The organism is Plebeiibacterium marinum, from assembly GCF_026013615.1.
GTDB lineage: Bacteria > Bacteroidota > Bacteroidia > Bacteroidales > Marinilabiliaceae > Saccharicrinis > Saccharicrinis marinus_A.
In genome coordinates, this window is record NZ_JAPDPI010000038.1 from 14,180 (window position 1) to 40,314 (window position 26,135).

The following is a 26,135-nucleotide window of genomic DNA, read 5'->3' on the forward strand; positions in this document are numbered from 1 at the left end:
TTTAATTTTATAGATTATTTAATATTTATTGATCATAACTATTAAAAAATGGAGCAAATGGTTCCTGAACATTTTTAGGTTGTCCAAAAATTTTCTGAAGTGATTCTGACCAATTATTTTCTAATGGAATTATAGTAAATTCTCCCCTAATTTGTTTACAATTCTCAACCCTTATCTTTTGTTCTGGTGTACTATTTTTATTAAAACGTCCTGACACTTTTGCATTATGACTTACAACAATTCCTTTTTGTGAACGCTCCACTGCTATATTATCTTTATCCGATATCAATGCGAGTCCACAACCTAACGAGTCTGTAAAAAGTGCCAATTCAACCTCTTGCCTGTTACCCTGATAGTTTAAGTCTTGAGAATTCATGTGATATATTCCAAATTCAGAAAGTCGACTTTTTCCCGGATAGGCAGGATATGGTCCTTTTCCTACCCATCGGAATTCACTTAAACGATTGGGAATGATAAATGACATACCTAAATCAAGTGCAATACCTTCTGCATCTCTGGGTGTTAGGGTATAACTAACTTCAATACTACCATCATTATTCAGTGTATATGTTACCTGACCATCAATAAATTGTCCTTTTACATCCACTCTCTCAAAACTATAGTTGATTACTTTTTTGTTTGGAAGATTTAACTCCAATTCTTCGTTTTGTGGATGCAATAAATAAGGATTCCAAAGCGGACAATTTCCTTCTCTCTTTTTCTCAATAATCGTAATTTCAGACATGGTAGTCTTTCGGCCCATTCTTGCTAACAAACCCTTAATTATTAAAGGATCTGAAGACGCATTTTGCAATTGAATTTGATTATTCTGAACATCAATTATCGATAGCTTTTCATCATTGCGTCCCTCTTTATCTGACTTAACATCAAAAAGTCGGGTTAAATTTTTATCAAAATCTTCAATAACTATTGGATATGTTTTTTCATAAAACGAATAATGCTTTGTATCTGTAAAAGTTAGCTTTAAAGCATAAAACGAAGAGTTTAATTCTTTAGGAAGAGCAATATCCATTGATACATATGAAGTATCGTGTGGCTCACCTTTTAATGATAAGTTTCCTTTTGAAAGAATTGAAGTATCTGCTAGCAGTTCCCAATTACAAACAATTTGATCAAGATTGGTAAAATTATAACGGTTACTCAAACCTAAGGTTACCTCATTTTTTTGGTCTCTTTTTAAATGTAAGGTATCATCAAGGGCCTTAACCGGAGTATAAACTTTACGCATTTCATAATAATCTACCTGAGGCACCCGGTTGGCATACATTACACCATCAGCCCCTTTATTACCATAATTATCATAACATGTTGTTGAATCTATCCATACAGATGTTGTAAATTCGTCAGCATTGATTGCTGTATCTGACTTTACAAGAATACCCTGATCATAAAGATGCCAAACTGCACCGCCAGCAAAAACAGGATTGCTGTACATAATTTCCCATAATGATTCTATCCTATCTGCATCAAGACCAAGAGCATGAGCATACTCTGTTATAATCATCGGTCGTTTAAATTTCTTAGAATACGATTTTAAATGTGCAGCTACCGGGTAATGAGGTGATAAAATATCAATTTCTTTGGGTATAGTGTCACAAATTTTTCTAAAATAAGAACCTACTTGTGGGAAACTATACGGTCGGGTTGGATCAAGTGATTTTACATAGCGCCCAGTTTCAAGACATATCTTTGTTAGTGGATTTTCATTACCTACACTCCACGCAATAACACATGGATGGTTTTTATCGCGTGCAATAGTTGCTCTTGCCCGCTCTTTCAAGTCCGAAAGGTATTCATCTTTATATAAGTGCTTATCTCCAAAACCAAATGGTACTTCGTCTATAATATAAAACCCTAAAGAATCACATAATTCCATAAAACGAGGGTGAGGAGGATAATGTGATGCACGGATAAAATTGGCATTTCCTTCACGAATCAGTTTAAGATCTTCAAGCATTTCTTCCTCTGTCATGGAACGACCATTTACAGGCGATAAATCATGATGGTTTATGCCTCGCAGTTTTACCACTTTCCCGTTTATCTTGTACACACCATTCTCCCAGGTTATCTCCCTTATTCCTACTTTTTGATTATATGTTTGCAGTACTTTCTTTCCTTCAGTTACCTCAACTTTTAAATTGTACAAATAAGGTGTTTCTGATGTCCATAAATTAGCTTTATCCAACTTTAAAACTTGCTGGTATGGTATGGAATCAAGCCTATCAATATTAGATAAACCATTCATTTCTGCCGTTGTAACTATCTTTCCATTGGCATCCTGCAATTTCAAATAAACCTTCTGATTCTTTTTAACTTTATTTGTGGCAATAAGTGCTTCAACATTAACATCCGCATTACTACCATCAACATGGGTTGTTATTGTCAAGTCCTTAAGGTGCGTTTCCGGTACACTATATAACGTTACATCTCTGAAAATACCAGAAAGCGACCAACAGTCGTTGGTATCAAAAGCCCAACCACGAGAGCGGGTGGAAACTTCCACAGCAAGTTCTACTTTTGTTCCCGACTCTACGAAGGAGGATATATCAAACGATTTACGGTTAAATGCACTATTATATTTACCAACATATTTACCATTGATCCAAAACTTGTAACCATAAAGTACTCCATCAAAAGCAATATGTATTGAATTACCTTTCCATTCTTGCGGAACATTAAAAGACGTGCGATACAAGCCTGTCCCCTCTTGTAACTCTTTACCATAATAAGGTTTGGCAAAACCCTGTAATTCCCAATTACCAGGTACTTTAATATCTACCCAATCCGTATCAACCACATCAGTCAAACAAAATACCGAATCTTCTTTTAACTCAATAGAATTCAGATATTTAAATTTCCATATTCCATTCAACAAAACCTTATCTTTTGTGGAAGAATTAGGGATTAACACCTGTGCTGTTAAATCACATAATCCACAAATCAATCCCATAAGAAATAATCCTACTGCAAATAATCTTCCTTTCATGTGTTTATAATTTTCTTTCATTTGCCACATGGAACTCTCAAAAAATTTTAATCATTACCCTGCGTGTAATTTTTAAGATTAAAATTTACATGTTCGTTTCACCTGTTTATAAATAATTTTCAAATTTTCCTTCTGTAATTTTCGTTGCCTCTACGCTCTTTCCTGCACTTTGCCCTTAGCTCTCCGCACCATACCACTAAAGTCTTTTATCTAACGATCTAATGTCTATTAGCTCTATTTTTCATTTACTGTTCCCCAAAGATTCACTTCTCTCGAAGTTTGAATCTTAATATCTTCCATAGTTATATCACTTACATTTCGGATGATGCTAGCCTCTTTTGCATTTTCTATTACAATATTTTTTAGTTTAATACCCGATATCTTAGAATCTTCATATCCTAATAAGAAAAGAGGGAATCGCAGACTTTTACAAGTCACATTTTCAAGCCATATATCCTTTACCTGGGGTGTATGCTCATGCCCTTCACCATCTTCATAAAACAGATTAATTTTCAACAGAGACTCAGAAACCTTTCCAACTTCAAGATTTCGCATATAAACTTTTTCAATAACTCCACCTCTGGCCGAATTTGTTTTGATACGTATAGCTCTTGTCAGGTGAGGGCTATCCATATTACAATCCTCCACAAAAATATTTTTTGCCCCGGCTGAAATCTCACTCCCTACAACAAATCCGCCATGTCCATCCTTCATTTTGCAATTGCGAACAATCACATTTTCTATTGGTTTATCAATTCGATGACCATCTTCATTTCTGCCCGACTTTAAAGCAATACAGTCATCGCCCGTATTAAAGGTACAGTTGTCAATCAATACATTCTTACAACTTTCTGGATCACAACCATCAGTGTTTGGTCCTCGACTATCCACGTTTACACCTTTTATTATTACATTATTACATAACACCGGATGTAAGATCCACATGGGTGAGTTTTTTATAGTAAAGCCCTGTAGCAAAACATTTTCACATAAATAGGGTTGTAAAAACTGAGGACGGAGATAATGTCCCTCTCCAAAAACTCTTTCAGAGACTGGAACTCCCTTTTTGCACATTTCAAATAGAGCAGGTCTGTTTTCCGGGTCAAATTGATTTGGATCACCTTCTTTCCATCCATTTTTTGTACGGCCATGCCATGCCCACCAATTTTCTTTTGATGCCTGACCATCTAAAATGCCTTCTCCGGTAATGGCGATATTTTTTTCTTTGTACGCATAAACCAGTGGAGAATAATTCATCAACTCCACACCTTCCCATCGTGTATGCACAACAGGTAAATAATCATTTGGATTAGTAGAAAACATTATTCTTGCACCTTTAGCCAAATGAAGGTTAACGTTGCTTTTTAAGTAGATTGGTCCGGTTAAATAATCGCCTTCTGAAACAACAACACGCCCACCACCTGAGTTATGACATGCATCAATTGCATTTTTAAATGCTTTGCTACAATCTGATATACCATCAGCAATTGCCCCAAAATCTGAAACATGAAATGTTTTATCCGGAAAAACAGGTGCTTTAATATCTTTTAGGATTTCATTTGCTTTTTGCCATGAATCCATAGGTTTGGTTTGTTCTTTAGAATCAGAATATGAGCATCCACCTATCCACAGGGTAAAAATTAAAAATACGAGTATAATAATATGTCTTATATACATGATTATAAATATGATTTATAGTCTTCAATTTAGCGAGGTTATAAAACAACAACAAGCCTTACACTAACATCAGTATTTTTTGAATAAATAAAAGATGCCTGCCGGAATTAACAACACATCAAAGGCAGGCACCTCAGAGTAAATCTATTTTTAAATAAGGAGTGATAAATCAGTAATTCTCATAACCCGGATTTTGCTCTAACACGGCACCGGTGTTTCGCTCAATTTCACTATATGGTATTGGCCATAAGTTATGATACTCTGCAATATTTTCGTAATATGAATTACACCGGGTAACTCTATCATATAATAACCCTAACCTTTGTAGAGTTAACCTTCTTTTCTCCTCAACGCCTAGCTCTCTCATTCTTTCATCTAAAATATAATCCATATCAACATCAGCAGCATCAACCGGAGTTGCATTTGCCCTGTTTCTGATTACATTAATATCAGCTGCAGCTAAACCAGCCTGATTATCTTTTAAATAGGCCTCAGCTCTCAACAAATAAGTTTCTGCTAATCTAAACATATACTGATCCGTATATGTTGAACCTGCAGAACTTTTTAATTTCCCGGTTTCAAAATCCTCATATAAACCATCAGGATGATTGCCTGGTGTTGTTACCTTTGATTGATATGCATAAATATCCCGACTTGGTATTGTTATACCTTCAGGAGGATTCATGGTAGATAACGTTTCACCATAAAATTCAGGATACTTTGGATTGTTATAAGTATATACTCTAACAAAATTATGATTTGCATTTCTAATATCATTATCAAAGTCACTTTCCCATATCGTATTACTAAAATAGGTTGTAGAAATAGCCCAACCAATTCCACGGCCTCCGGTATAATCACTTACCGGCCATAAAAACGGACTGGCTCCATCTACTCTTACATTTCGCATAAAAGGTGCGTGATGTCGCTCTAAATAACATCCACCTTGTTTGCTGGAGGATGTTCCTCCACCTTCAACATCAGTCTCGAATTGAATAACCCAAATACCTTCAGTATTTCCTGTAGCTCTGTTTTGGTTATTCATCCTGTACAAGTCCCAATAAACATCTCCCGGAGTTTCACTTGAACGACTACCAAACCTGTTTTGCATTAAAGCTGTATTAGGATCATCAATAACTTTAGTAGCTTCAATTATAGCTTTTTTTGGTTCATCATTAGCTAAGTAAATTTCTGCTAATAAATGAGATGCTGCTAATGTACTTATTTCACCATCTTTAACTTCAGTAATTCCATCCAGATGATTTACAGCAAACTCCGCATCTTTGATACATTGTTCCAGCACATCTTTTTTTGAAGCTCTGGTAAAATCATACTTTGGCTCTTTTACTTCTTCCAAACTTAGAGGCACACCTCCATAAAGATAAGCTAACGTTCTATATGTAAAAGCTCTAAAAAATCTGGCTTTTGCCTCCAGTTTTGTTTCCTGTTCCTCTCCCAGATTAACATTTTCTAATCTTGATATAACAGTATTTGCTTCTGCAATAATTTTATATAAGTCCTGCCAATGTACCTGTGACTTTTTCTGACCTCCGGACGGGCGCATCGCATTGGTATATGGAGTCCATCTTCTTTCACTTGCCTGACCATCATAAACCAAATCAGTTCCGTATAAATAGTCCAATGGATAATTCTGATCCTTGCTATAAAACTCCTTTCGTACTTTATTATATAAGTTGTTTATAGAAAGGTTAAAATCATCATAAGTTACAAACGCATTCTCCGCGGCAATAAAATCTACCGGTTCTTCTTGCAGGAATTCATCGTTGCATGATTGCAAACAACCTGCTATTAACAATATAAAAATATATCTAAATCTCATCTTCTTTCCTTTTTAAAACGTTACATTTAATCCCATTGAATACCCTTTCAATACAGGACGACCACTATCTGATAATCCATGTCCTGTTTCAGGATCCCAACCTCTCCATTTTGTCCATGTTGCAAGGTTTTTACCGCTTAAGAAAATTTTTGCTGCACTTATACCAACTTTATCTAAAATATTTTGAGGCACATTATAAGCCAGACTAACATCCTGTAGTCTTATAAAATTTCTGCTGTGCAATTTATTTGCTGAAACCTTAGGATTTGTCATATATCTTGGATTTTCACCATCCGGATTTGATGGCCCCCAGAAATCTGCATCATCAAGGCAGTTCAATAAAATAGAATTTTCATTAAGCGCTCCCCCTGTGTTAGGTTCATTAACTTTCAAATAACCATCTTTTCCTCCTTGTACCGTATTTAAAAAGAAACTCAAACTAAAATTTTTATAGGTTACACTATTCAATAAACCGGCTCTGTATGCAGGTTCTGATCTTCCTAAAATAACCTTATCGTCGATTGTAATTTCTCCATCTCCATTTTGATCTATAACCCTACGGGTTCCCGGATAATAACCTTCAGGAATTTCATCATCAATCTGGTAAATATCTCCTGCCTCATAACCATAAATTGCACCAATTGACTCACCAATAAATAAATCATCAGCAATAATATCATCTTCTTTTCCATCCCCATCTTCATCCAGACCAGTTAAGGTAACTATTTCATTTCTGTTAGTAGAAAAGCTTAATGTTGATGTCCATAGGAAATCTTGCAATTCAACATTTCTTGATGTCAATGAAAACTCAAAACCTTTATTTCTGATGTTCCCTAAATTCACATTAATAGAAGTAACACCTGTAATTGATGGTACAGATCTTTTAAATAGTTGATTTTTGGTTTCTGTATTATAGTATTCTGCATTACCCATAATCTTTCCACCAAACAACCTAAAATCCATACCTAAGTTGATTCCATCTGTCGATTCCCACTGCAAATTACTATTTGCTAAAGTACTAACATATTGTCCAAACTCAGTTGTACCACCATCTCCAAATAAATAGGCATCATACCTGTTCATTGTCGCCAATGAAAAATATCTACTTGTTAAATTACCGATAGATCCATATCCTCCTCTTAACTTTAAAAATTCAATTATGCTTGAATTAAAAAATTTTTCATTTGTTACAACCCATGCCAATGAAGCAGAAGGAAATACACCCCACTTTTCATTCTCAGCAAATCCTGAGTAGCCATCTCTCCTCACAGTTGCTGTAAATAGGTATTTATCATTGAACTTATAATTAACTCTTCCCATCTGATAGTTTAATGCCTCATCCCATCCATCTGAAGAAACAGACTGAATTGTTGCTTGTTCCAGGCTGTTATAACTTAAAGTTAAGCTTGTATACCCTTGTCCACTTGCATTTGTAGACTCTGATTCTCTTTCAGTTGCTCCATATAATAATGTAACTGTTAAATCATGTTTGTCTGCAAATAACCTTTTATATGTTAAAATATTATCAAGAGTATATTCATAACGAGAAGTATGGTTTTTATATGCAGATCCTGTTTCTCCTGCTCCATATTCGCTAGAATAATAATGCTTATCCCATCTCAAATTATTTCCAAAGTTTAATCTATAAGTCAGCCCTTCAATAAAAGGAATTTTCATATCTGAATAAAAATTTCCTGATAGGTAATTTGAAGTTTGATAATCATCTGTATGATATGTCATAAAAGGGTTAGCCATTACTGTTTTTGTTGGATAAGGTATTAGCTCACCATCTTTATCATAAGGAGTTAATAATGGAGAGTGACGTATAATACCACTTTGTGTAGGCTCTTTACCACTATAGTCAGTAAACGTTGCAAACGACTGAGTTCCAACGGTCCACCAATCCTTTAAATCAACATCAATATTTGCTCTAAAGTTTTGTCTCTTGCATAGGTCATTAATAATATAACCCGATTGATCTGTATATCCTGCAGAAAGTAAATAAGTAGTATTTTCGGAACCACCAGATATACTAAGCTTATATTCTTTTATTGAACCATTTTTTGTTGCAGCATCCCACCAATCAAAGTCATTATCTAAAATTTCCCCATTATCATCCAATACAGCAACATTTAAGTAATCCTTTGGATCAAAATCAGGATTTGCCTGCGTATAATCTGGTCCGACATATGCTTCTGACCAGTATAAATCTCTGATTTTTTTGTATATAACCTTCACGATCCAAAGGCCTGACTTTTCGCGTTGGTGTTTGAGTAGTATAGGTTGTTGTTAAAGAAATTCGAGGAGCTTTATTTTTCTTCCCTTTTTTGGTTGTTATTAATAATACACCATTAGCACCCTGAGCTCCATAAATTGCTGTAGAACTCGCATCTTTTAAAACATCTACTGATTCAATATCATCAGGATTTAATGAGTTAAGAGAACCTGTATACATCACTCCGTCAACCACAATTAAAACGCTTGTATTTCCACCCAACGAAGTTTGTCCCCTGATTGAGATGCTTGGCGTACTACCTGCACTATTTACCTGGCCAATATTCAATCCCGGTATGGCACCTTGTAAACTTTGAACAATGTTAGGATTAGGAGCATCCTCAAAAGCTTTTAAGTTTGCTCTGGATACAGCACCTGTAACATCAATCTTTTTCTGGGTTCCATATCCTACTACCACAACTTCGCCTAACTCTTCCAGATCATCAGATAATTCAACATTATAACTTGACTGTGCACCTATGATAATCTCTTTTGTTGTCATTCCTATGAATGAAAACTGTAAAACATCACCCTGCTTTGCTTTAATAATAAAATTTCCATCCAGATCGGTTTGTGTTCCGTTACTTGTGTCTTTTATCAGTACATTTACTCCTGGTAAAGGACTACCACTTGAATCATGCACTCTTCCAGAAATGTTTTTTTCCTGGGCATTTATTATTTGCCCCACAAACATTAATGAAACAAGAATGCAACACTTTAATAATAATTGCTTCATAAATTTTTAGATTTAATTTGTAATAATCATATTCAATTTTACTTATTGAATACTTTTTTCTGCTTTGCTTTTAAAATGTCATACAACAAATTAAATCCTTAATTATTACAGGTAAAAGGTCGTGCATTGACAAATGAAATCACATCTTGACAATACAACAACACAACCCCTTTCTTCTTAATTTTCAATCACATAACACACTTAACCTGATAAAAATATCACATCCTGAAAGTTTTAATTTTCTTTTATTGGCAAAACATGATCGTATTTGTCAATACTTGATTTATCCCTGTAAAACGATTTACTCCAAGCGAATTTTTAACAGAAATGGCAGTATACTGAGAGGTAAATGGAAACAGGGTTTCTTCAAGGTTCCTTCAAGGTTTCTTCGAGATTTCTTCAATAAAAGACCGTTTATATTGAATGAAATTAAAATAAATTATAAATTAATTTTTTAATATATAGCTCCAGGTTACCTATTAAACCCATCGCAATATGCTTTTAATTTGATAGTTCCTCAAAATATTTATCTGTTTTCACACAGTCTGTTTAGTGCAGACATATTATAAAAACCGGATATTATTCGGATTTTCTTTCATGAATTTGTACATACTTTGTTGGCCGGCAACCAAAATGCTTGTCAAAAGTGCGGGAAAAATTTGTGGGCTCTGTATAACCTAAAGAATAGGCAATTTCAGCTACTTTCATATCGGTAGTTAATAACATTTCAGCTGCTTTATCCATTTTTACACGTACAATAAAATCGTGGGCAGTGCTTCCGGTAATAGCTTTAAGTTTCCGATACAATTGGCGTTGACTGATTTTAAGCTGGTTGGCTACAATCTCAGAATTAAAGCCAACAACATCAATATTTCTTTTTATGATGCCAACTACCTTTTCTATAAATTCGTTATCTATTGTATTTATATCTTTGGCAATATCGTTAATATGCTTCTTTAACCCTAACTTCTGCTGTAACCGTTTCCTGTTTTCTAAAATACTGTCAACCTGGGCTTTTAAAACGTCTATATTAAATGGTTTGGTAATATATGCATCAGCGCCACTTTGCAGGCCTTCTACCTTGTTATCCTCCGATATTTTAGCCGTTAGCATTACAATAGGTATATGACAGGTATTTTCATCATTTTTTAAAAAGCGGCACATTTCAACGCCATCCATTTCATGCATCATCACATCTGATATTATGATATCCGGGATATTTACCATGGCTATATTTTTACCATCACTTCCGTTAAATGCCTGTAATAAATCATACTTTTCGCCTAATTCGGCTGCTAAATAATCCTGAACATCCCTATTATCCTCAACAATCAGCAGTGTTAATTTTTCATCTTCAATTTTAGTCTCAAAATCAAAAAGCTTATCCTCAACAACATTTCCTTTCTCTTCCGGCTCTGCAAACATCAATTCACTAACTTTTTTGTATGGGAGCTTTACGGTAACCTTCGTCCCTTTCTTCCGCTGGCTTTCTACAAATATGCTTCCCCCCATTATATCTATCAGGTTTTTGGTAAGAGGCAAACCTATTCCGGTAGAATTTCCATAAAAGGGATTGGTTCCTTCATTGTTAAATGGTTGGAATATTTTTTCCAACGAATGCTTATCTATTCCAATGCCACTATCTTTAATGCACATATGCAACACATTAGCATCAGTATCATTATCTACTATAATTGTTATAACTCCACCATTGGGTGTATATTTAAATGCATTGGATAATAAGTTCAGAATAATCTGGTTTAGCTTTTCTTTATCAAAATAACCAATGATTTTATTTTGGTTTGCTTCCAGATTTAATGAGATATTTCGTTGGGCTGTATTGTTATGAAAGGATTGAACACAGCCATTGATAATTGCATAGGCATCACATATTGAATATTTTGGAGACATCATGCCTGCTTCCGACTTCCTGAAATCCAGGATCTGGTTTATCAGCTTTCTTAAATAATCAACATTTCTACTGATAATACCCAGGTACAGGCTTTTCTTTGACTCACTCAGATTACCTTTTTCAAGTTGCTTAACCGGATCAGCAATTAATGTTAAAGGAGTTCTTAATTCATGAGAAACATTGGTAAAAAAATCAATTTTCTCTTTATTAAGTTCCTCCATTTTTTCAATATTAATTCGCTCCAATACCAGCTGGTTTTTAAGCTGTTGACGAGAAACAAAAAACCTTGTAATAAAATATACTATTGAAGAAAATATAACAAACCATACAATTAAAGCCCATATGGTTGAGTACCAAGGCTTTTTAACATGTATTGCAAGATTAACCTCATCCGATTTAAGCCCATCTTCGGTAAATAACCTGGCTTTAAAACTGTATGTACCTGAAGGAACCTTTGTAAAAGTGATCACACTATTTATTGATTTAATCCAACCATCATGAAATCCTTCCAGCTTATACAAATAATAACTTCCTTTGCCCGACGATTGATAATCAATGGCATCCAACGCCAAGGAAAAACTCCTCATATTAAAATCCAAACGTAAGCTATCCTTTTTTAACAAAGTTTTACCCAACAATAAATCTCCATCCACTTTATCCTCTGTTCCAACTATATTTGACCTGACCAGCAAGCCTGACAGCAATACTTTTGGCTTATAAGGACTTTGCTTTATTATGTGTGGAATAAATCTCACTACACCTTCCCTGGCTCCAACATAAATACAGTTTTCGGCTGTATCGTTATATATTGATTGTTTTAAAAAAGCCCAGTACACACCTTCGCTTTCTATCACAGTATTTTCTGTATACCTGCGAACCGGATCTACTTTCATAATACCATTTTTATGAATAACCCATAGGTTTCCATCGTTATCGCCAGATAAAGCAGTTACGTATTTATTTGTTAAGCCATTGATATTATAGGATGCACTATCCACTTTCATCGAGTTGATGTTGATACAACTTACACCCTCTGTTGTTCCAATCCAGATATGACCACATTTGTCGTTGTATAACGAATAGGCCATATTTCCCGTATACTCCTTAAACTTTTCATTGAACAATGGTTTTCTTATCTGGCTAATATCGCGAATGTGATATGTATTACTGAAACCAATTCTTAATATCCCCTTACCCTCGGTAGCAATCCAAACATTACCCATCTCATCTTCAAGCACATCCATTATATAGCTGGATCCTATCTCCTTCTCAAAACGAAAAACCTGATATTTTCCTGTTTTAACATTTACCCTAAGCAGCTGGTTGTGAACAGATGCCCATAAAAATTCTTTATCCTTTGATTCTGCAATAGCATATACATATTTTCTAAAAGAATCAGGGAAGTCTGATTTCTTTAAGATAGTTGTACACTTATTGATTACTGGATCATAAACAACAATTCCCTGTTTACTTCCTATCCATAACTTACCATAAATATCTTCATAATAACAACGAACATTATCATTATCAAAACCTGAAGAAAAAAACGGGTGTTTTTTTACGGGCTTACCATTTTCATAAAGAACAATCCCACCTAATTCCGTACCCATCCATAGTTGGCCCTGATACTTGATGATTGCACGAATCGGCCTGGCTTGCTTATGCTCATCTCCCCCATCATATACATAACTGAGCAAGAATTGCTTACGGCTGGTATTGGCTTTATAAATTGCACCACTCTTTGTCCCAATCCATATAATATTTTGATCATCGATATAATAGCAGCTAACAAACTCATCTTTTAAGTTGCCCTGCTGCCAATGGTCTGCAAAATAAATATACTCCTGATCTAATACGGTATTATATGAAACTAACCTGTTATTATTAATAGAAAAACGATATCCATTAATAGAAATATTACTATAGAGCCTTGTTGAATTGCTTTTTAAACGGTTAACAATTGTAGTATCGACTTTTGAATCCGGGGTATTATAAAACTCATCATCATTGTAACTATATTTGGAAATTTCATTATCATAAGTGAGTACCCATAATTGTTTCTCGTTATCAACAATAACATTTCTTATACAGCTGTTGGGGATGGAAGATGAACCTTTTTCGAAGTGTTTATAGTGTACAAAACTGTTTCCGTTATACCGGTATAGTCCGTCATATGTTCCAAACCATATGTACCCGATAGAGTCCTTTACAATTCCGTGAATTTCGGTGTTGGGTGAATTGGGGATTCCACTGACTTTTTCAAAAAACAGATCCTGAGAGGACAGTTTTACTTGTTTTCCAATCAAAAAAACTATCAAAAATAGCAATCTCCACTTCATACAACTTAGCCTTTGAACCAAACATACCATAACCAAACTACTTGATGTGCAATTTAATTGATATATTTTTATTTCAAAATTAAAAGTTCTGCCTACAAAATTAAAGATCAACTATAGACAAACAGGATCATGCTTTGCCATTAATATAAGTAACCTGTATTTAATTTACATTTCTCCTAAGCCACGCTGACATTGCATCTAATGTTTCACCGGAAATTGCCTCTGGCAGGTTAGGGATTTCTGCCTGAGAGCACTCTTCACAATGTTGAAACATATGGTTGTGATCTGGCAAAAGGACTGTTTTAAAGTTTTTGTTATTTGCCTTTTTAAGCAACCTTTCAATATTATTCAGGTTTTCTTCAGGTGTTACCATAATATCTTTATCCCCATTAAGTGCCAACACCGGAATTTTGATATTTGAAATAAATTCTTCAGGATTATAGCGAATCATTTGTCGGTACCATGCCTTTTTAGCAATGTTCTTATACCTGTATAAAAATCCCTGATCTCTACCATCATTCATATGCATGGCAATTAAATTCTCTTCAGATTGTTCAGTCTTCCAAATAGTAAAAACACTATCCAATACAGGTTCTATATCCTTTTCGAGTGGTGTATTTTTTACTGCTTTAAACATGCATGTATACAAGTTCATATATAAATCCACATCTTGTGGTTTTACATACTTACTATTTTCAAGAATGGCCCTGTTCTGTAATATCAGGCTTGTGTATCCATCAACAGCCAAACCTGCCAATGAAACCATAAATTTCACGTCTTTATTTGAGGATGCTAGTATAAAAGCTACTGCTCCCCCTTCACTATGACCGATCAATCCTATTTTATCTTTATCAATATTAGGATGCTTTTTAAGTAACTCAATTTCGGCTTTTACATCAGAAACAAAATCCATTGTTGTAGCATCTTCATAAACACCTTCGCTTTCGCCCACACCGCGGTCATCCATTCTTAGTACGGCAAAACCTGCATTATTCAAACATTGGGCTATTTCAAAAAAAGGTTTGTGTTCGGCAAAGGAACCATCCCGGTCTTGTTTGCCGGTACCTGAAATAATTATTACCGCAGGTAGTTTTTTTCCGGACTCCGGATAACTCAAAGTACCTTTCAAACAAAGTGAGTCTGACACACACACTATTGAATCAGAAATTATGGTTTGTCCTTTTACGTTATATAACGATCCAATTATCGTTAGTAGTATCAATAAATTCTTCATGTATTTTGACTTGATACATAAAAAAACGCCACCTCTTTTCTATTGTTATAGTTGAGAGATGGCGCTTTGATTTATGCGGAATTATTAACCTGAGTTGGATTAAAATTTTAGAATTCAGATTATTATTTTACCATTAGTTTTGTTTGAGTTTTACCACCTGTTATAGTAGTAGTCTCCACAATATAAATTCCATTGGTTAATTCTTCTATATTTACGCTTTCCACATAGCTATTATATACAGCAGCTACACTACCGGATAAGGTATAAATTTTAACCATAACAGGTTCTGTAAAATTAACATAGCTGCTTGCCGGATTTGGGTACATGGTTACAACCGATGTATTCACTTCAAAATCATCAATTGCAGTATAAGTACCATCCACAGCATTTACAGTAACGGAGTTTGAAGGATCGGCAATACCTGTTGTGTATATGGTAACCACATATAAATTAACATCAAGACCTATTTCATCACCAAATTCATCCTGACCAACAGCATACCAGCTTGGTATATTAACTATTCCACTTGTTTCTGTAAATTCAGTATAACTATATTGAGAATAATAAACCCTATAGCTTGTAATTTCAGAATCTGATACAGGAGCATCCCAGGATAATTCTACAGGATAAGCTCCTGATTCATCTGGATCACTAATAGATACAACAGATAAGTTTGTAGCAGGAATTACCCCAGCATCAGCAACGTTTAACGTAACTAAATCAGTAGCCGTACTTGTTTTTCCATTTACAACAGCTACTACACCAAACATATGATTACCATTTGTTAACGCTGAAGTAGTGTAAGTTGTTTCCGTAACAATACCTTCAACCAAATTATCTACAATTACCATATAACCTGTAACATCGCCCGAAGTAGAGGCATCCCATGTTAACTGAACCGTATTGGGAGCAATACCCTCTCCGGAAATAACCTGTGCTGCAATATTAAGAGGTAAGTAATCTGCACTGTAATCATGATAATTGTAATCATTTACAGCTACATAATTACCCCATCGGCTAATTGAGCTATTGGTATCTGATGTTAGGTTGCCCTCTGCATCATAATCATAGGTTATCACATATGCACCTTGAGCGGTATTATCATAGTTTCCATCCACCACTGGCGAAAACGCTTCACTTTCAAGCAAATCATTTGTATAAACATATTCTATTTTACCCAAAATAACAGCATCATCTTCTGCACTTGGCTTATATTTTTGAATCGTAGTTTCAAGTACCCCGGCATTAAAAGTGTACTCGAATTGTTGCCAGTAATAAACAGTAGAACCATCAGCCGACATGCTTTTGCGATCCTGATATTTACCGTTTATATAATTTTCAAATGATGTATATCCGGTTATTTCACCCGCCTCGTTTAAAGAGTTTTGGCGAACAATTTGATTTGAAGCATCATACTCATAACTTGTTTTTGATGAAAACACCCATTGGTTTAAATCATAACTTGAGTAATAAGATACAGCTTCTGATAAAAGCCCGGATTCGTTGTAGGCATAGGTTGTTAGTCCCGATGAAGTTAATTCAAAACTAAGCACCCCTTCACTGTTATAAAACTTTTGAGTTGTTGAAGACGGAGTTGCTGGTTTCTCGCCACCTTCAGCATAATTGTAATAGTCTACTGAACCCACCTTTTTGTCGGCAGCATACATTTTAAATTCCGGCACCAACAGCATCATAGTACCCAATAACAAGAATGTAAATAATCGTGTCATATTATTTTATTTTTAGGTTAATAAATTATGTTTAAACTTCTTTTTTTAATTCTTCTATAATAAATGAGATTTCATCAGCCAAAGCAGAAGGGCTTCCATAATATCCGGTTGAAATCCAACGCACTTTACCTTTTGCATCAATAATTAACTTTTGAGGAATTCCGGAAAAACCAAATGTTTTGGCATACCTGCTATATGCATAATCGCCTTTATCTGTTTGTGGATTTTTTTTATCCAAAAGAACCGTAAACTGGTAATCCTTTTGTTTTAAAAACTTTTCAATTTGGCTCTTATAATTTTTTGCCGACTCCATGGTGGAGATGAAATAGAACTTAACACCATCATCTTCTTTGTATTGCTGATAAGCCATATTCATACCGGGCATAGCAGCTTTACAAGGACCACACCATGTAGCCCAAAAATCGAGAATCAGGATCTTTCCTTTCATATCGGCCATATTAAAATCACCCCCATTTAGTGTTTCATAAGGATATAGTTCTATGTCCTTATTAATAAAGGAATCCTTGATTTCTTTGTGGTGTTTTTCAATTTCCGTCAGCGGTTTCAAACCTTGGTAGTAGGCTTCAAATCCCTCTTCTGATCCATTTTTTTGTGCATAAATGCTTTTTAAACGAGCAATCATCCCCGGTGAAACGGTATTTGCTGCCACACCCTTAAGAATAAGATTTTCTGCTTTTTCAGAATGCCCTGTTTTATCTAATATAGTAAGGTAGAAATCAGTGAATTTAGAGGAGCTGCCATTGAAATAACAATCAACTTTTTGCAACCAGGTATAAGCCTCCTCTACCGAACCGGTTTCATCAAGTATTAAGGCATAATCCAAAATGGCATCTTTATGTTGGTTTAGAATATGATTATTCCATTCACGATCGGTATATACCAAATCTTTTTGAGTGCGCTGGCGGTTGAATATCTCTGTCATAAGCATATTAGCGGTAGGCAGTAACTCCTGTGCTGATAACATTTCCTTTTCGTAAGGAATTTGTATCATATGCCAAAACGAAGTCGTCAAATTCATAAAGGGAACCTCATGTAAGTATTCCTTAGCCAACCCATAGTTATTGTGCTTTATAATTTGGTTATAAATGACGCTTTGGAAATTCTTTCCCAAATACATGTCCGAATTATAGGTATTAATATCTTTCCATTTTTTATATGGGAATCGTTTTACAAACGCGGCCATGGCCTCTTCTTTTTCCTGAATATCGGCTATTCGGAATATGCGTAGAATTTCCTGATCGCGAGCTGCTATTCCATCAGGATATTTATTTAAAGAAACCTCTTCAACATGGGCTGCTAAAGCACCATTATATTCATAGGTTTTGGCCATTTCACAGGCATGATACAGATCTAAGTCAGTAGCTTCACCGGCACTATCCAAAGATAATATCAGATTGACATCATTTTTAATAATCGCATTCCCTACTGCTTTACCATTCATTTTCATGGCACGGGCAGCCAGGTATCCAATATTCTTTTGCTCCTCCGGATGTACTTTTAACTCCTGATTAATCCAAAAGAAAAAGATCTGTTTTGTATCAATTTTAGCAGAATCGCTAATATAATTTGGAATTGAAAACTGTTCAAAACCGGGAGCTCTAAGCAAACACCAACTCATAAATGATGATGGAGGGTTTAATGTATCCTGATCAACAGTCAACTGCACATATTGAGCCAGACCATTAGACGTATCTTCTTCGGTACCGGAAACAAACTTAAAGGCCACTAAAGCAGCACTATCGGGAACATGAACCTCCCCTTTCCATAATCCATGCTTTTTAGTAAGGTTTACATCCTGTGCTCTCCAAACATAGTTACTGCAATAATAAAAAACGGCGTTAATATCATCTTTACCTGCCAAATTGGTTTTACTATCATCATATGATATAGATAGTGGTTTTCCCATAAAGGCCATTTGCGGCTCTAATACCAGTGGAGCATCCTGTGTTTCTATGGTTTCTTTACAAGAAATCAGGCATAGCAATCCCACCACAACAAGTGCGTAATTAAAAATTATTCTCATCTTATTATTATGTTTTTATCTTATATTCAGGCTATGAACAGCCCCAATTCATTTAAAAATTATTTAATCCAACCCTTCCAGTTTAACACTCATATCTACTATTTTTCCAAAACCTGTAAATACATTGGTTGGGGCATTAGGATTTACAATCCCATCTATTTCTTCTTTGTTATTCAGTCGGCCGGAAGCCCTGTTAATTTTAAATTCATACAGCTTTCCTTCTGATCCATTCCATGTGGCCACATACAAAAGGGTAGCATTCACATCATCCAAAGGATAAAACCAATCTGTATTATATATTTTCATGGAAGTAATCTCTTCCCCATCAGGAAAGGCATCATTAATTAGTGTTGCCACCTTTTTTGATGCAGCATAACTATAAGTGTAAATATTTCTATCTGAAGCATATAAAAAGAAATTACCTAAGGGTCCGCATGCATAAAATTCGGCGTCATATATTTCAGGCAAGGCACTTAAATCATACGAATTAACTGCAAGATTATGAACCGCTTCATTTTCATATGGTTCTCCATTTTCATCGTATAATGGATTAGTCTTATTAAAGTCGGCCCGATATAATTCCCTGCTCGTTCCATCAGTAAATACTGCAAAACCGTGACCTCTGTAACCTTTCTCAAAGAATATCAAATCTTTACCGATATTATTTACATCAAACTTGATACTGGTTTGATCCGGGAATCCAATAATTGAAGCTTCCTCCCAGAATGAAAACTCCAGTCGTACAAACCTTTTGTTTAATTGATCATACATTACCCCAGCCTGACCAACCGTAGTAGCTGAGCAGTTGTCTGAAAAATAAACATACGGTGCTAAATCTAGTTCCCCACCCAAATTACTACTCGGAGATAATGGTCGTGAAAACTGAACATCCCACGCTTGAGATGCCTGGTTGTTAATATTTTGTACCTGCCCATTATTAATCATAAGTGTTACATAATGACAATCCGGGCCATGCCCTACATACTGAGGTATCACAAACTCCTGATCTTGTTTATATAACTCTAAATCCTGATGCTGCAGCTCAAAATTGGTTCCGCTTAGCTGCAAAAACTGCTGATCCGTTACCACATAAACATAGTCTATTACCGATCTGTTTACCCTAACAGTAGAAACAAAATCAGGTTCCCCGATAATTTTAGAGCCGTTCATAGCTGAATATACATTATGCAACCATTTTTGCTTATCTAAAGTTGGCACTGCATTAGTTGTAGCAATGTAGTCCAAATCACTTTGGCCGTTGCCATCGGTATGCAATACCATTAAACCGGAAACCACACTGGGTAAGATACTCACGTTGTATTTTACCTGGGAAACCGTGTTGTTTTGCTTATTGGTTACATATAAAACCACAGCATATGCATCATCATCAGGCTCCTGAGTAATTTGAACTTTCAGATTTTTTTCAGTAGACAACTCCTCTGCATAGGATTCATCTTTACTCCAGGCATCAGAGTACATCACCCACTTAAATTCCAGTTCGCTTTCATCCACATCTTTAAGCGTAAAACTAATATCAGGAATGATTGACAAGGTATCGAACTGATCCAAAGCAAAGATCATATCCACCCCCACAGTGTCAATATACACCTCGTTGATTTCTCCATAGCTATAGTTCCCCTTGTCCTCATAACATGAATGCAAAGCAACAAGAGTAACTGCTAGCAATAATGCTTTATATATATACGTCATCATATTTTTTGCTTTATCTTGAGCCATAATATATTTCCTCCAATGTTTCGGCCTCGTCATATACATAAATAGGCCCGTTTTCTTCACGATATTTTTCATAGGCTTCATTCAGGGTAATTGCAAACCCCTGTACTTGCGATATGGTATACACACCCTCTTCCGGACCGGTTGTAACCCTTGCAGCTTGAGGCCAATTGGTAATACCCAGCACATCAATAGCAAAACGATATTTATTGGTACTGTATACCCCAAAGAAATAGTTGGGCCAGTTATCAGGTTGCAATAATATATCACCCCATGTAAGTTTAAAATTCAGGTCATCAACATATCCTTTTCCAAGATCACCTTCATCTGTTAATTCTAAATGAATAGTAACAGCTTCTTCCTGAGTATCCCCGGTACGAAAAAGCACTACTGGCAGGTAAGATATGTACGAATTGGCTTCCATAACACCATCTAAAAGCTCATAATGAGTTCCTGCTATTGCTGTGCTGGTTTCCGGTAACACTTTTGCTTTAAATGATCTGTCGTAATCAGCTACATTTCCCATCAGGCGTACCTTAATTAAAAAGGTATCTGTCATTAGTGAAGAATTTTGCAATGCAAAAGAAAAATTCTTTTCCGACACTCTGGATTCCACCGTATTTAAAACGGTACGTTCATAAAAATACACTTTCCCATCTTCGGCGTAATCCATTACATCATTCTGCTCACAGGAATACTGTAATAGCACAAGGCTTATTATCCCAATAATATTAATTATACTAATCTTCATCTTAACGTCCTCCATATTCAATTTCATCATCAGGCAAAGGCAATACATAATTTGGAACAACATAACTATATGTCAACGAACCTCCTGAAACAGACGGAACAGGTATATATTCAGTATTTCGTCTTTTGAAATAATAAAACAACTGACCTTCACACATAAATTCTTTAGCATACTCTTTATATATCTCATCCAACACCTCGGCTTTTGTTAAACTTTCAGATAGTTGATCGGGAATATTACGTTGCAAGCGCACTGCGTTTAAATAGCTTACAGACTGAGTAATATCTTCCTCATCCAAAGCACATTCGGCAGCAATATAATACGCCTCACTAAGGCGCATCATTGGCATTTTATATAAATAAGCCGTTCCGCTACCTGTAGGTTGTTTCAGTTTAGTTGAAAACCTAACATCCACATCAGTAAGAAGCTCTGTTAAATAAGTATATCTATAATCGCCATAATAACCGGATTTATGTAATTCAAATAAACCTTCATAGTTTTCATCATTCATATACAACCCATTATCGGTGGTAAAATATGATGTATAAGCATCTCTCAATTTACTATCGTATAAGGCAAAAACAAGCTCTTCACTTAAAATATAATTCCTGCTATCTTCATCAGAAGTTGTAATTTCCGTTTCCGGAGTCCAGACAAAATAAGATTGATTAATTACTTCCCGAGCTGCCTCATAAGCATTGTCATAATCCTGCTTATACAAATAAATACGTGCCATTAACAGCTTTACTGCATAATAGTTAAACTTATAAAACCTGTCACGCTCATAAGATTCATCATCTGTGGCTGTGGTACTATTGGTTTCAATTACCGGATCTGCAAGCAAATTTTCCTGAGCTATTTGTAAATCATTTAAAGCATAATCAATTACTTCGCTAACCGAAGAAGTAGCTGTAACTGTTGTTCCCAAAGCTGAAACATAGGGTATCGCATCTCCATCCGGATTAGCCGAATACGATTCTCCAAAGAGTCTGAGTAAGTCGAAGTGCAGAAGAGCTCTTAAACCATAAGCCTCACCTTTGATCAGTTCGTAGTTACGACCGGTAAACATACCTTTGTCGGCTCTTTCCAGCTGAGCAATAAGTTCATTAAGATTGGCAATGGCATTATAGGCACTACCCCATATATTATTGATAATACTTACACTCGAATTATCCGTATAGTCATATTGAGCAGGATAATAATAAGCATGTGATGTTTGATATATACCAGTATAATATTGTGCCAACACATCCGTAAAGCCAAACGTTAACTCTCTACCATACAAAGACTCATCGATCATTAACAGATAAACACCTGTCAACGCATCCTTGAAGCCTTGTTCCAATTCGAAATTATCATCCGATTTAATCTCTGTTTTAGGACTTACATCTAACCATTTTTCACATGAAAACATTGGTAAAATAAGTAACAGAGTAAAAGCTATATAATAATATTTCTTCATATTCTACCTCTTTAAAACCTTGTTTGTACTGAAAATGAAAATACCCTGGCCCTTGGATACGACAACCCAAACTCCTGTTTTACGGTTGTCAGCCTACCTATATCATTCATATTAAAGGCAATCCTCAAGTATTCAACGGGGCTCTCTTTAAGCCATTTTGCACGAGACAAATCATATGCAATATTTACAGAAGAGAAAATCACTTCATTTAAATCTTCAACAAACCGCGAAGTTGGCTTGGTAACTGAATTATCTGTAATGCTTTTAAATTTAGCCGGAACTCCCGGTGTATTCCACCTGTCGGTCAATACCCTTTTATCCACATTATTGTTTAACACATCTACATTTTCAACCTTATTTACCAAAGTAGAGTTATATATCTGGCCTCCATATTTATATGAAAACGATAAGTTTAAATCCCAACCTTTATAACGGTAATTCCCTCCAAAGTTTCCCCTGAATTCGGGCGTTTCGTCGCCACATACCACCTGATCTGCTGTACTCCAGTCAAAAGTATACGACCCGTCTTTTTTAATAAACACTTCCTGTCCTGTTACAGGATCAATCCCTTTGGAGCGGACTGCCCAGATGGCTGACATGCTCTGTCCTTCTTCAAAACGGATTGAAGGTGTTTGTTGTGCCTCTACTTGTTCATCAGAGGTTCCCCCCTCATTTTTAGCAGCATCCTGCGCTTCATTTAATTCTTTTAAAGAATCTGAAATCTTTGAAATTTTGTTTGTATTATGGCTGACATTAAAAAATAAGTTAAGCGAACTTCTGTTATCCGGATTAGACCAGACACGGTAATTCAAACTCAGTTCAAATCCTTTATTTTCAGTTTCCCCAAGATTTTCGCGATAAGAAGCAAATCCCATTGAAGGAGGAAGGGTAATATCTGTTAACAAACTGGTTGTTGTTGAATTATATACATCTAAACGAGCAGATAGTTTATTGTTAAAAAAGGCCATATCTGCACCAATATTTCTATCATAAACCTGCTGCCACTTCAGGTGATCATTAGCTAATCCCAACAAAATCACCCCCATATCGCCATTATAGGTTCTATCAGTAATATACGAGTAGGTTGAGATAGCCTGATAAGAATTGAAGTTTTGCGACCCCGTATACCCTAAGGAAGCCCTCAACTTAAACATATTAATATTTGAAATTTCTTTAAAGAATCCTTCCTGATGCACATTCCATCCAATACCCAGCGACCAGAAACTCCCCCAACGTTCTTTAGCCCCAAACATGGAAGAACCATTTAACCTGAAAGATCCATCTGCCAAATACTTATTATCATATGAATAATTAAACGAACCAATACCCCCAACACTACGAGTTGTACTTTCACTCCCTGCAGGACTTCCACCATCTATATATTGACTACCAAATGAGATGTAGTCCATTTTATCTGAAGGAAACCCTACGGCAGTCATACCACTGGTTTCAGATACAGATTCCTCTAAATTGTACAATAGGTTTGTATATAAAAGATGTTTGTTTTTATGAAACGAGTAGGCAACCCCTACATTAACCAATAGATCAACACTTTTACCGTTAGTCTTATCATACTGGCCCCTAAGTAAATATTCATCCGAAGTTGCTGAAATATTTGCATAATCGGTATGCGAAGCAGGCTTAAACACATCTGATTCGCTGTGTCTTTGGGTATACCCAAAACGACTTGTTAATTTCAGGTTGTCTGCAACATTCCATTCTCCATAAAAGTTCTCTGTTATCAAAGTATATTTGCTTTGATCCTTGCTATCAAGGCCTGCATTGTACAAAGGATTATAGATACTGTTATTGTAACCCCTGATTAAGTTGCCACTTTCGTTATAAACCCTGTAATATGGGTTCATAAATGAATAATCGGAAAAACTACCATAAGGAGAATTCTCTGCCTTATTATTGTCAATTGTAAGATCATTTCTAAAAAGCAGCTTTTTAAACCTGTATGAGAGCGTAACATTACCAGAAGTTGTTGTACGCGAGGATCCTTTCATCACCCCGGCAATATTATTATAAGAAAGATTTGCAGAGTATCGCATGGCATCATCTCCACCATCCAGATACATACTGTGTTTCTGCCCCACACCCAATCTTAGCGGCTTAGCCATCCAGTAAGTATCAACCCCACGGGCTATTTCCTTATATAATACATTGTATTCCTCGGTTAAACCAGCCTGATCATAGGCATTGTTAGATGTATACTTTCCTGCCAGCACTTCAGCCTGAAGCTTTTCTGCTGCATTGGTTAAGTTATAAGATGTCAGATCCGGAACTGTAATATCTATACTCCCATTATAACTGGCTCTCAACTTACCTTGTTCGGGCTGAACTGTTTCAATAATGACAACTCCATTGGCCGCTTTTGAACCGTAAACAGCTTTGGCTGCTGCATCTTTTAAAAGTGTAATACTTTTAACCAGGTTCATGTCCATGTCATACACCTTCTCCATGGTTGTTTCAAACCCGTTTAAAATAAAAAGAGGTTGGTTCGGTGAGTTTTCATATTCCCCTTCTAAATCAACATCTAATGTTGTAGGTCCACGCATCTGAATATCCGGGAGTCTGTTAGGGTCGCTACCAAAATCAACGTTCTCAATAATATTAAACGCCGGATCAATATTTTTCAGGCTCACCAGAATGTTCTGGTTACTGATGGCCTTTAGATCAGCACCCCCATAGGTAATTGCCGATCCGGTAAAAGTTTCAGTTTTTCGGGTAAACATACCATTACCAACTACTGCAATCTCTGAAAGTTCTGCAACATCATCTTCCATGGTAACCAGCAATAAGGTCTGTCCCTTATATTCCACTTCCTTGGTTTTCATCCCCATAAAAGAGAACTGCAGAAAATAAGCACTGTCGTTGGGTATCCTGATCTGGAACATCCCACTTTCATCCGAAATACTACCTTTATTGGTACCTTTTAACCAGATGTTTACTCCAGGAATTGGCAACTCTTTATTATCAGTAATTACCCCGGAAACATTTTTATATTCTATCTCTTTTTTTGATGCCGATGGTTTTTCTGATGTCTCAGGTACATACTTAATCCCAATGATAGTCCCTTTTATTTGATATACAAATCCACTCCCCTTAAAAACAAGGCTTAAAACCTCCTCCAATTCTTTATCTTTTACCTTAATGGTGACAGGTTTCATTTGTACAGTATCTTTCGAATTGTATACAAAACTATATTGGGTTTGCTTCTGAACTTCATCAAAAAAATCCTTTAATGTTGCCTCCTTTAAATCTAAAGTCACCTTTTGCTCTTTATTTTGGGCAAAAACACCTTTTGCCCCTATAAAAAGGAAAAGTAACAACACGGCAAACTCTTTTAAATAACTTATTTGCATATTATGTATCGTGTATTTATTAATGTA

Annotated in this window: 13 protein-coding genes; all 13 read right to left on the bottom strand. The window is 35.6% G+C overall.

All coding sequences use genetic code 11. The features are described 5' to 3' along the window. Positions 1–25 precede the first annotated feature (25 nt). The 13 genes from OM074_RS15890 to OM074_RS15950 all read right to left on the bottom strand — a co-directional run bounded on the left by OM074_RS15890 (position 26) and on the right by OM074_RS15950 (position 26,108). Positions 26–3,007, bottom strand: coding sequence for a glycoside hydrolase family 2 TIM barrel-domain containing protein (locus tag OM074_RS15890; RefSeq protein WP_301201215.1), 2,982 nt, complete (start codon positions 3,005–3,007; stop codon positions 26–28). A gap of 234 nt (positions 3,008–3,241) precedes the next feature. Then, on the bottom strand, positions 3,242–4,684 hold the full coding sequence (locus tag OM074_RS15895; protein ID WP_301201217.1) for a glycoside hydrolase family 28 protein: 1,443 nt from the start codon (positions 4,682–4,684) through the stop codon (positions 3,242–3,244). A gap of 169 nt (positions 4,685–4,853) precedes the next feature. Next, entirely contained in the window at positions 4,854–6,524 is a 1,671-nt protein-coding gene (locus OM074_RS15900; RefSeq protein ID WP_301201219.1) for a RagB/SusD family nutrient uptake outer membrane protein, read from the bottom strand. A gap of 12 nt (positions 6,525–6,536) precedes the next feature. Continuing rightward, on the bottom strand, positions 6,537–8,762 hold the full coding sequence (locus tag OM074_RS15905; protein ID WP_301201221.1) for a SusC/RagA family TonB-linked outer membrane protein: 2,226 nt from the start codon (positions 8,760–8,762) through the stop codon (positions 6,537–6,539). Continuing rightward, positions 8,680–9,534: a carboxypeptidase-like regulatory domain-containing protein gene (locus OM074_RS15910; RefSeq protein WP_301201223.1), complete on the bottom strand. Its 855-nt coding sequence runs from the start codon at positions 9,532–9,534 to the stop codon at positions 8,680–8,682. The genes OM074_RS15905 and OM074_RS15910 overlap by 83 nt, the downstream gene beginning before the upstream one ends. 579 nt (positions 9,535–10,113) lie before the next feature. Continuing rightward, positions 10,114–13,785 carry a hybrid sensor histidine kinase/response regulator transcription factor gene (locus tag OM074_RS15915; RefSeq protein ID WP_301201225.1) on the bottom strand — a complete coding sequence of 1,224 codons (3,672 nt, stop codon included), beginning with the start codon at positions 13,783–13,785 and terminating at the stop codon, positions 10,114–10,116. Between the two features lie 160 nt (positions 13,786–13,945). After that, entirely contained in the window at positions 13,946–15,019 is a 1,074-nt protein-coding gene (locus tag OM074_RS15920; RefSeq protein WP_301201227.1) for an alpha/beta hydrolase family protein, read from the bottom strand. 122 nt (positions 15,020–15,141) lie between these two features. Beyond that, on the bottom strand, positions 15,142–16,749 hold the full coding sequence (locus OM074_RS15925; RefSeq protein ID WP_301201229.1) for a T9SS type A sorting domain-containing protein: 1,608 nt from the start codon (positions 16,747–16,749) through the stop codon (positions 15,142–15,144). A 31-nt stretch (positions 16,750–16,780) separates the two neighbouring features. Next, positions 16,781–18,793 carry a TlpA family protein disulfide reductase gene (locus tag OM074_RS15930; RefSeq protein ID WP_301201231.1) on the bottom strand — a complete coding sequence of 671 codons (2,013 nt, stop codon included), beginning with the start codon at positions 18,791–18,793 and terminating at the stop codon, positions 16,781–16,783. A 63-nt stretch (positions 18,794–18,856) separates the two neighbouring features. Further along, the gene (locus tag OM074_RS15935; RefSeq protein WP_301201233.1) at positions 18,857–20,506 is read right to left on the bottom strand and encodes a PKD-like family lipoprotein; all 1,650 of its coding nucleotides are present in this window, start codon (positions 20,504–20,506) and stop codon (positions 18,857–18,859) included. 10 nt (positions 20,507–20,516) lie between these two features. Further along, positions 20,517–21,308: a DUF4843 domain-containing protein gene (locus OM074_RS15940; protein ID WP_301201235.1), complete on the bottom strand. Its 792-nt coding sequence runs from the start codon at positions 21,306–21,308 to the stop codon at positions 20,517–20,519. Beyond that, positions 21,280–22,740, bottom strand: coding sequence for a RagB/SusD family nutrient uptake outer membrane protein (locus tag OM074_RS15945; protein WP_301201237.1), 1,461 nt, complete (start codon positions 22,738–22,740; stop codon positions 21,280–21,282). The genes OM074_RS15940 and OM074_RS15945 overlap by 29 nt, the downstream gene beginning before the upstream one ends. A gap of 11 nt (positions 22,741–22,751) precedes the next feature. Further along, positions 22,752–26,108, bottom strand: coding sequence for a SusC/RagA family TonB-linked outer membrane protein (locus OM074_RS15950; RefSeq protein WP_301201239.1), 3,357 nt, complete (start codon positions 26,106–26,108; stop codon positions 22,752–22,754). Positions 26,109–26,135 lie beyond the last annotated feature (27 nt).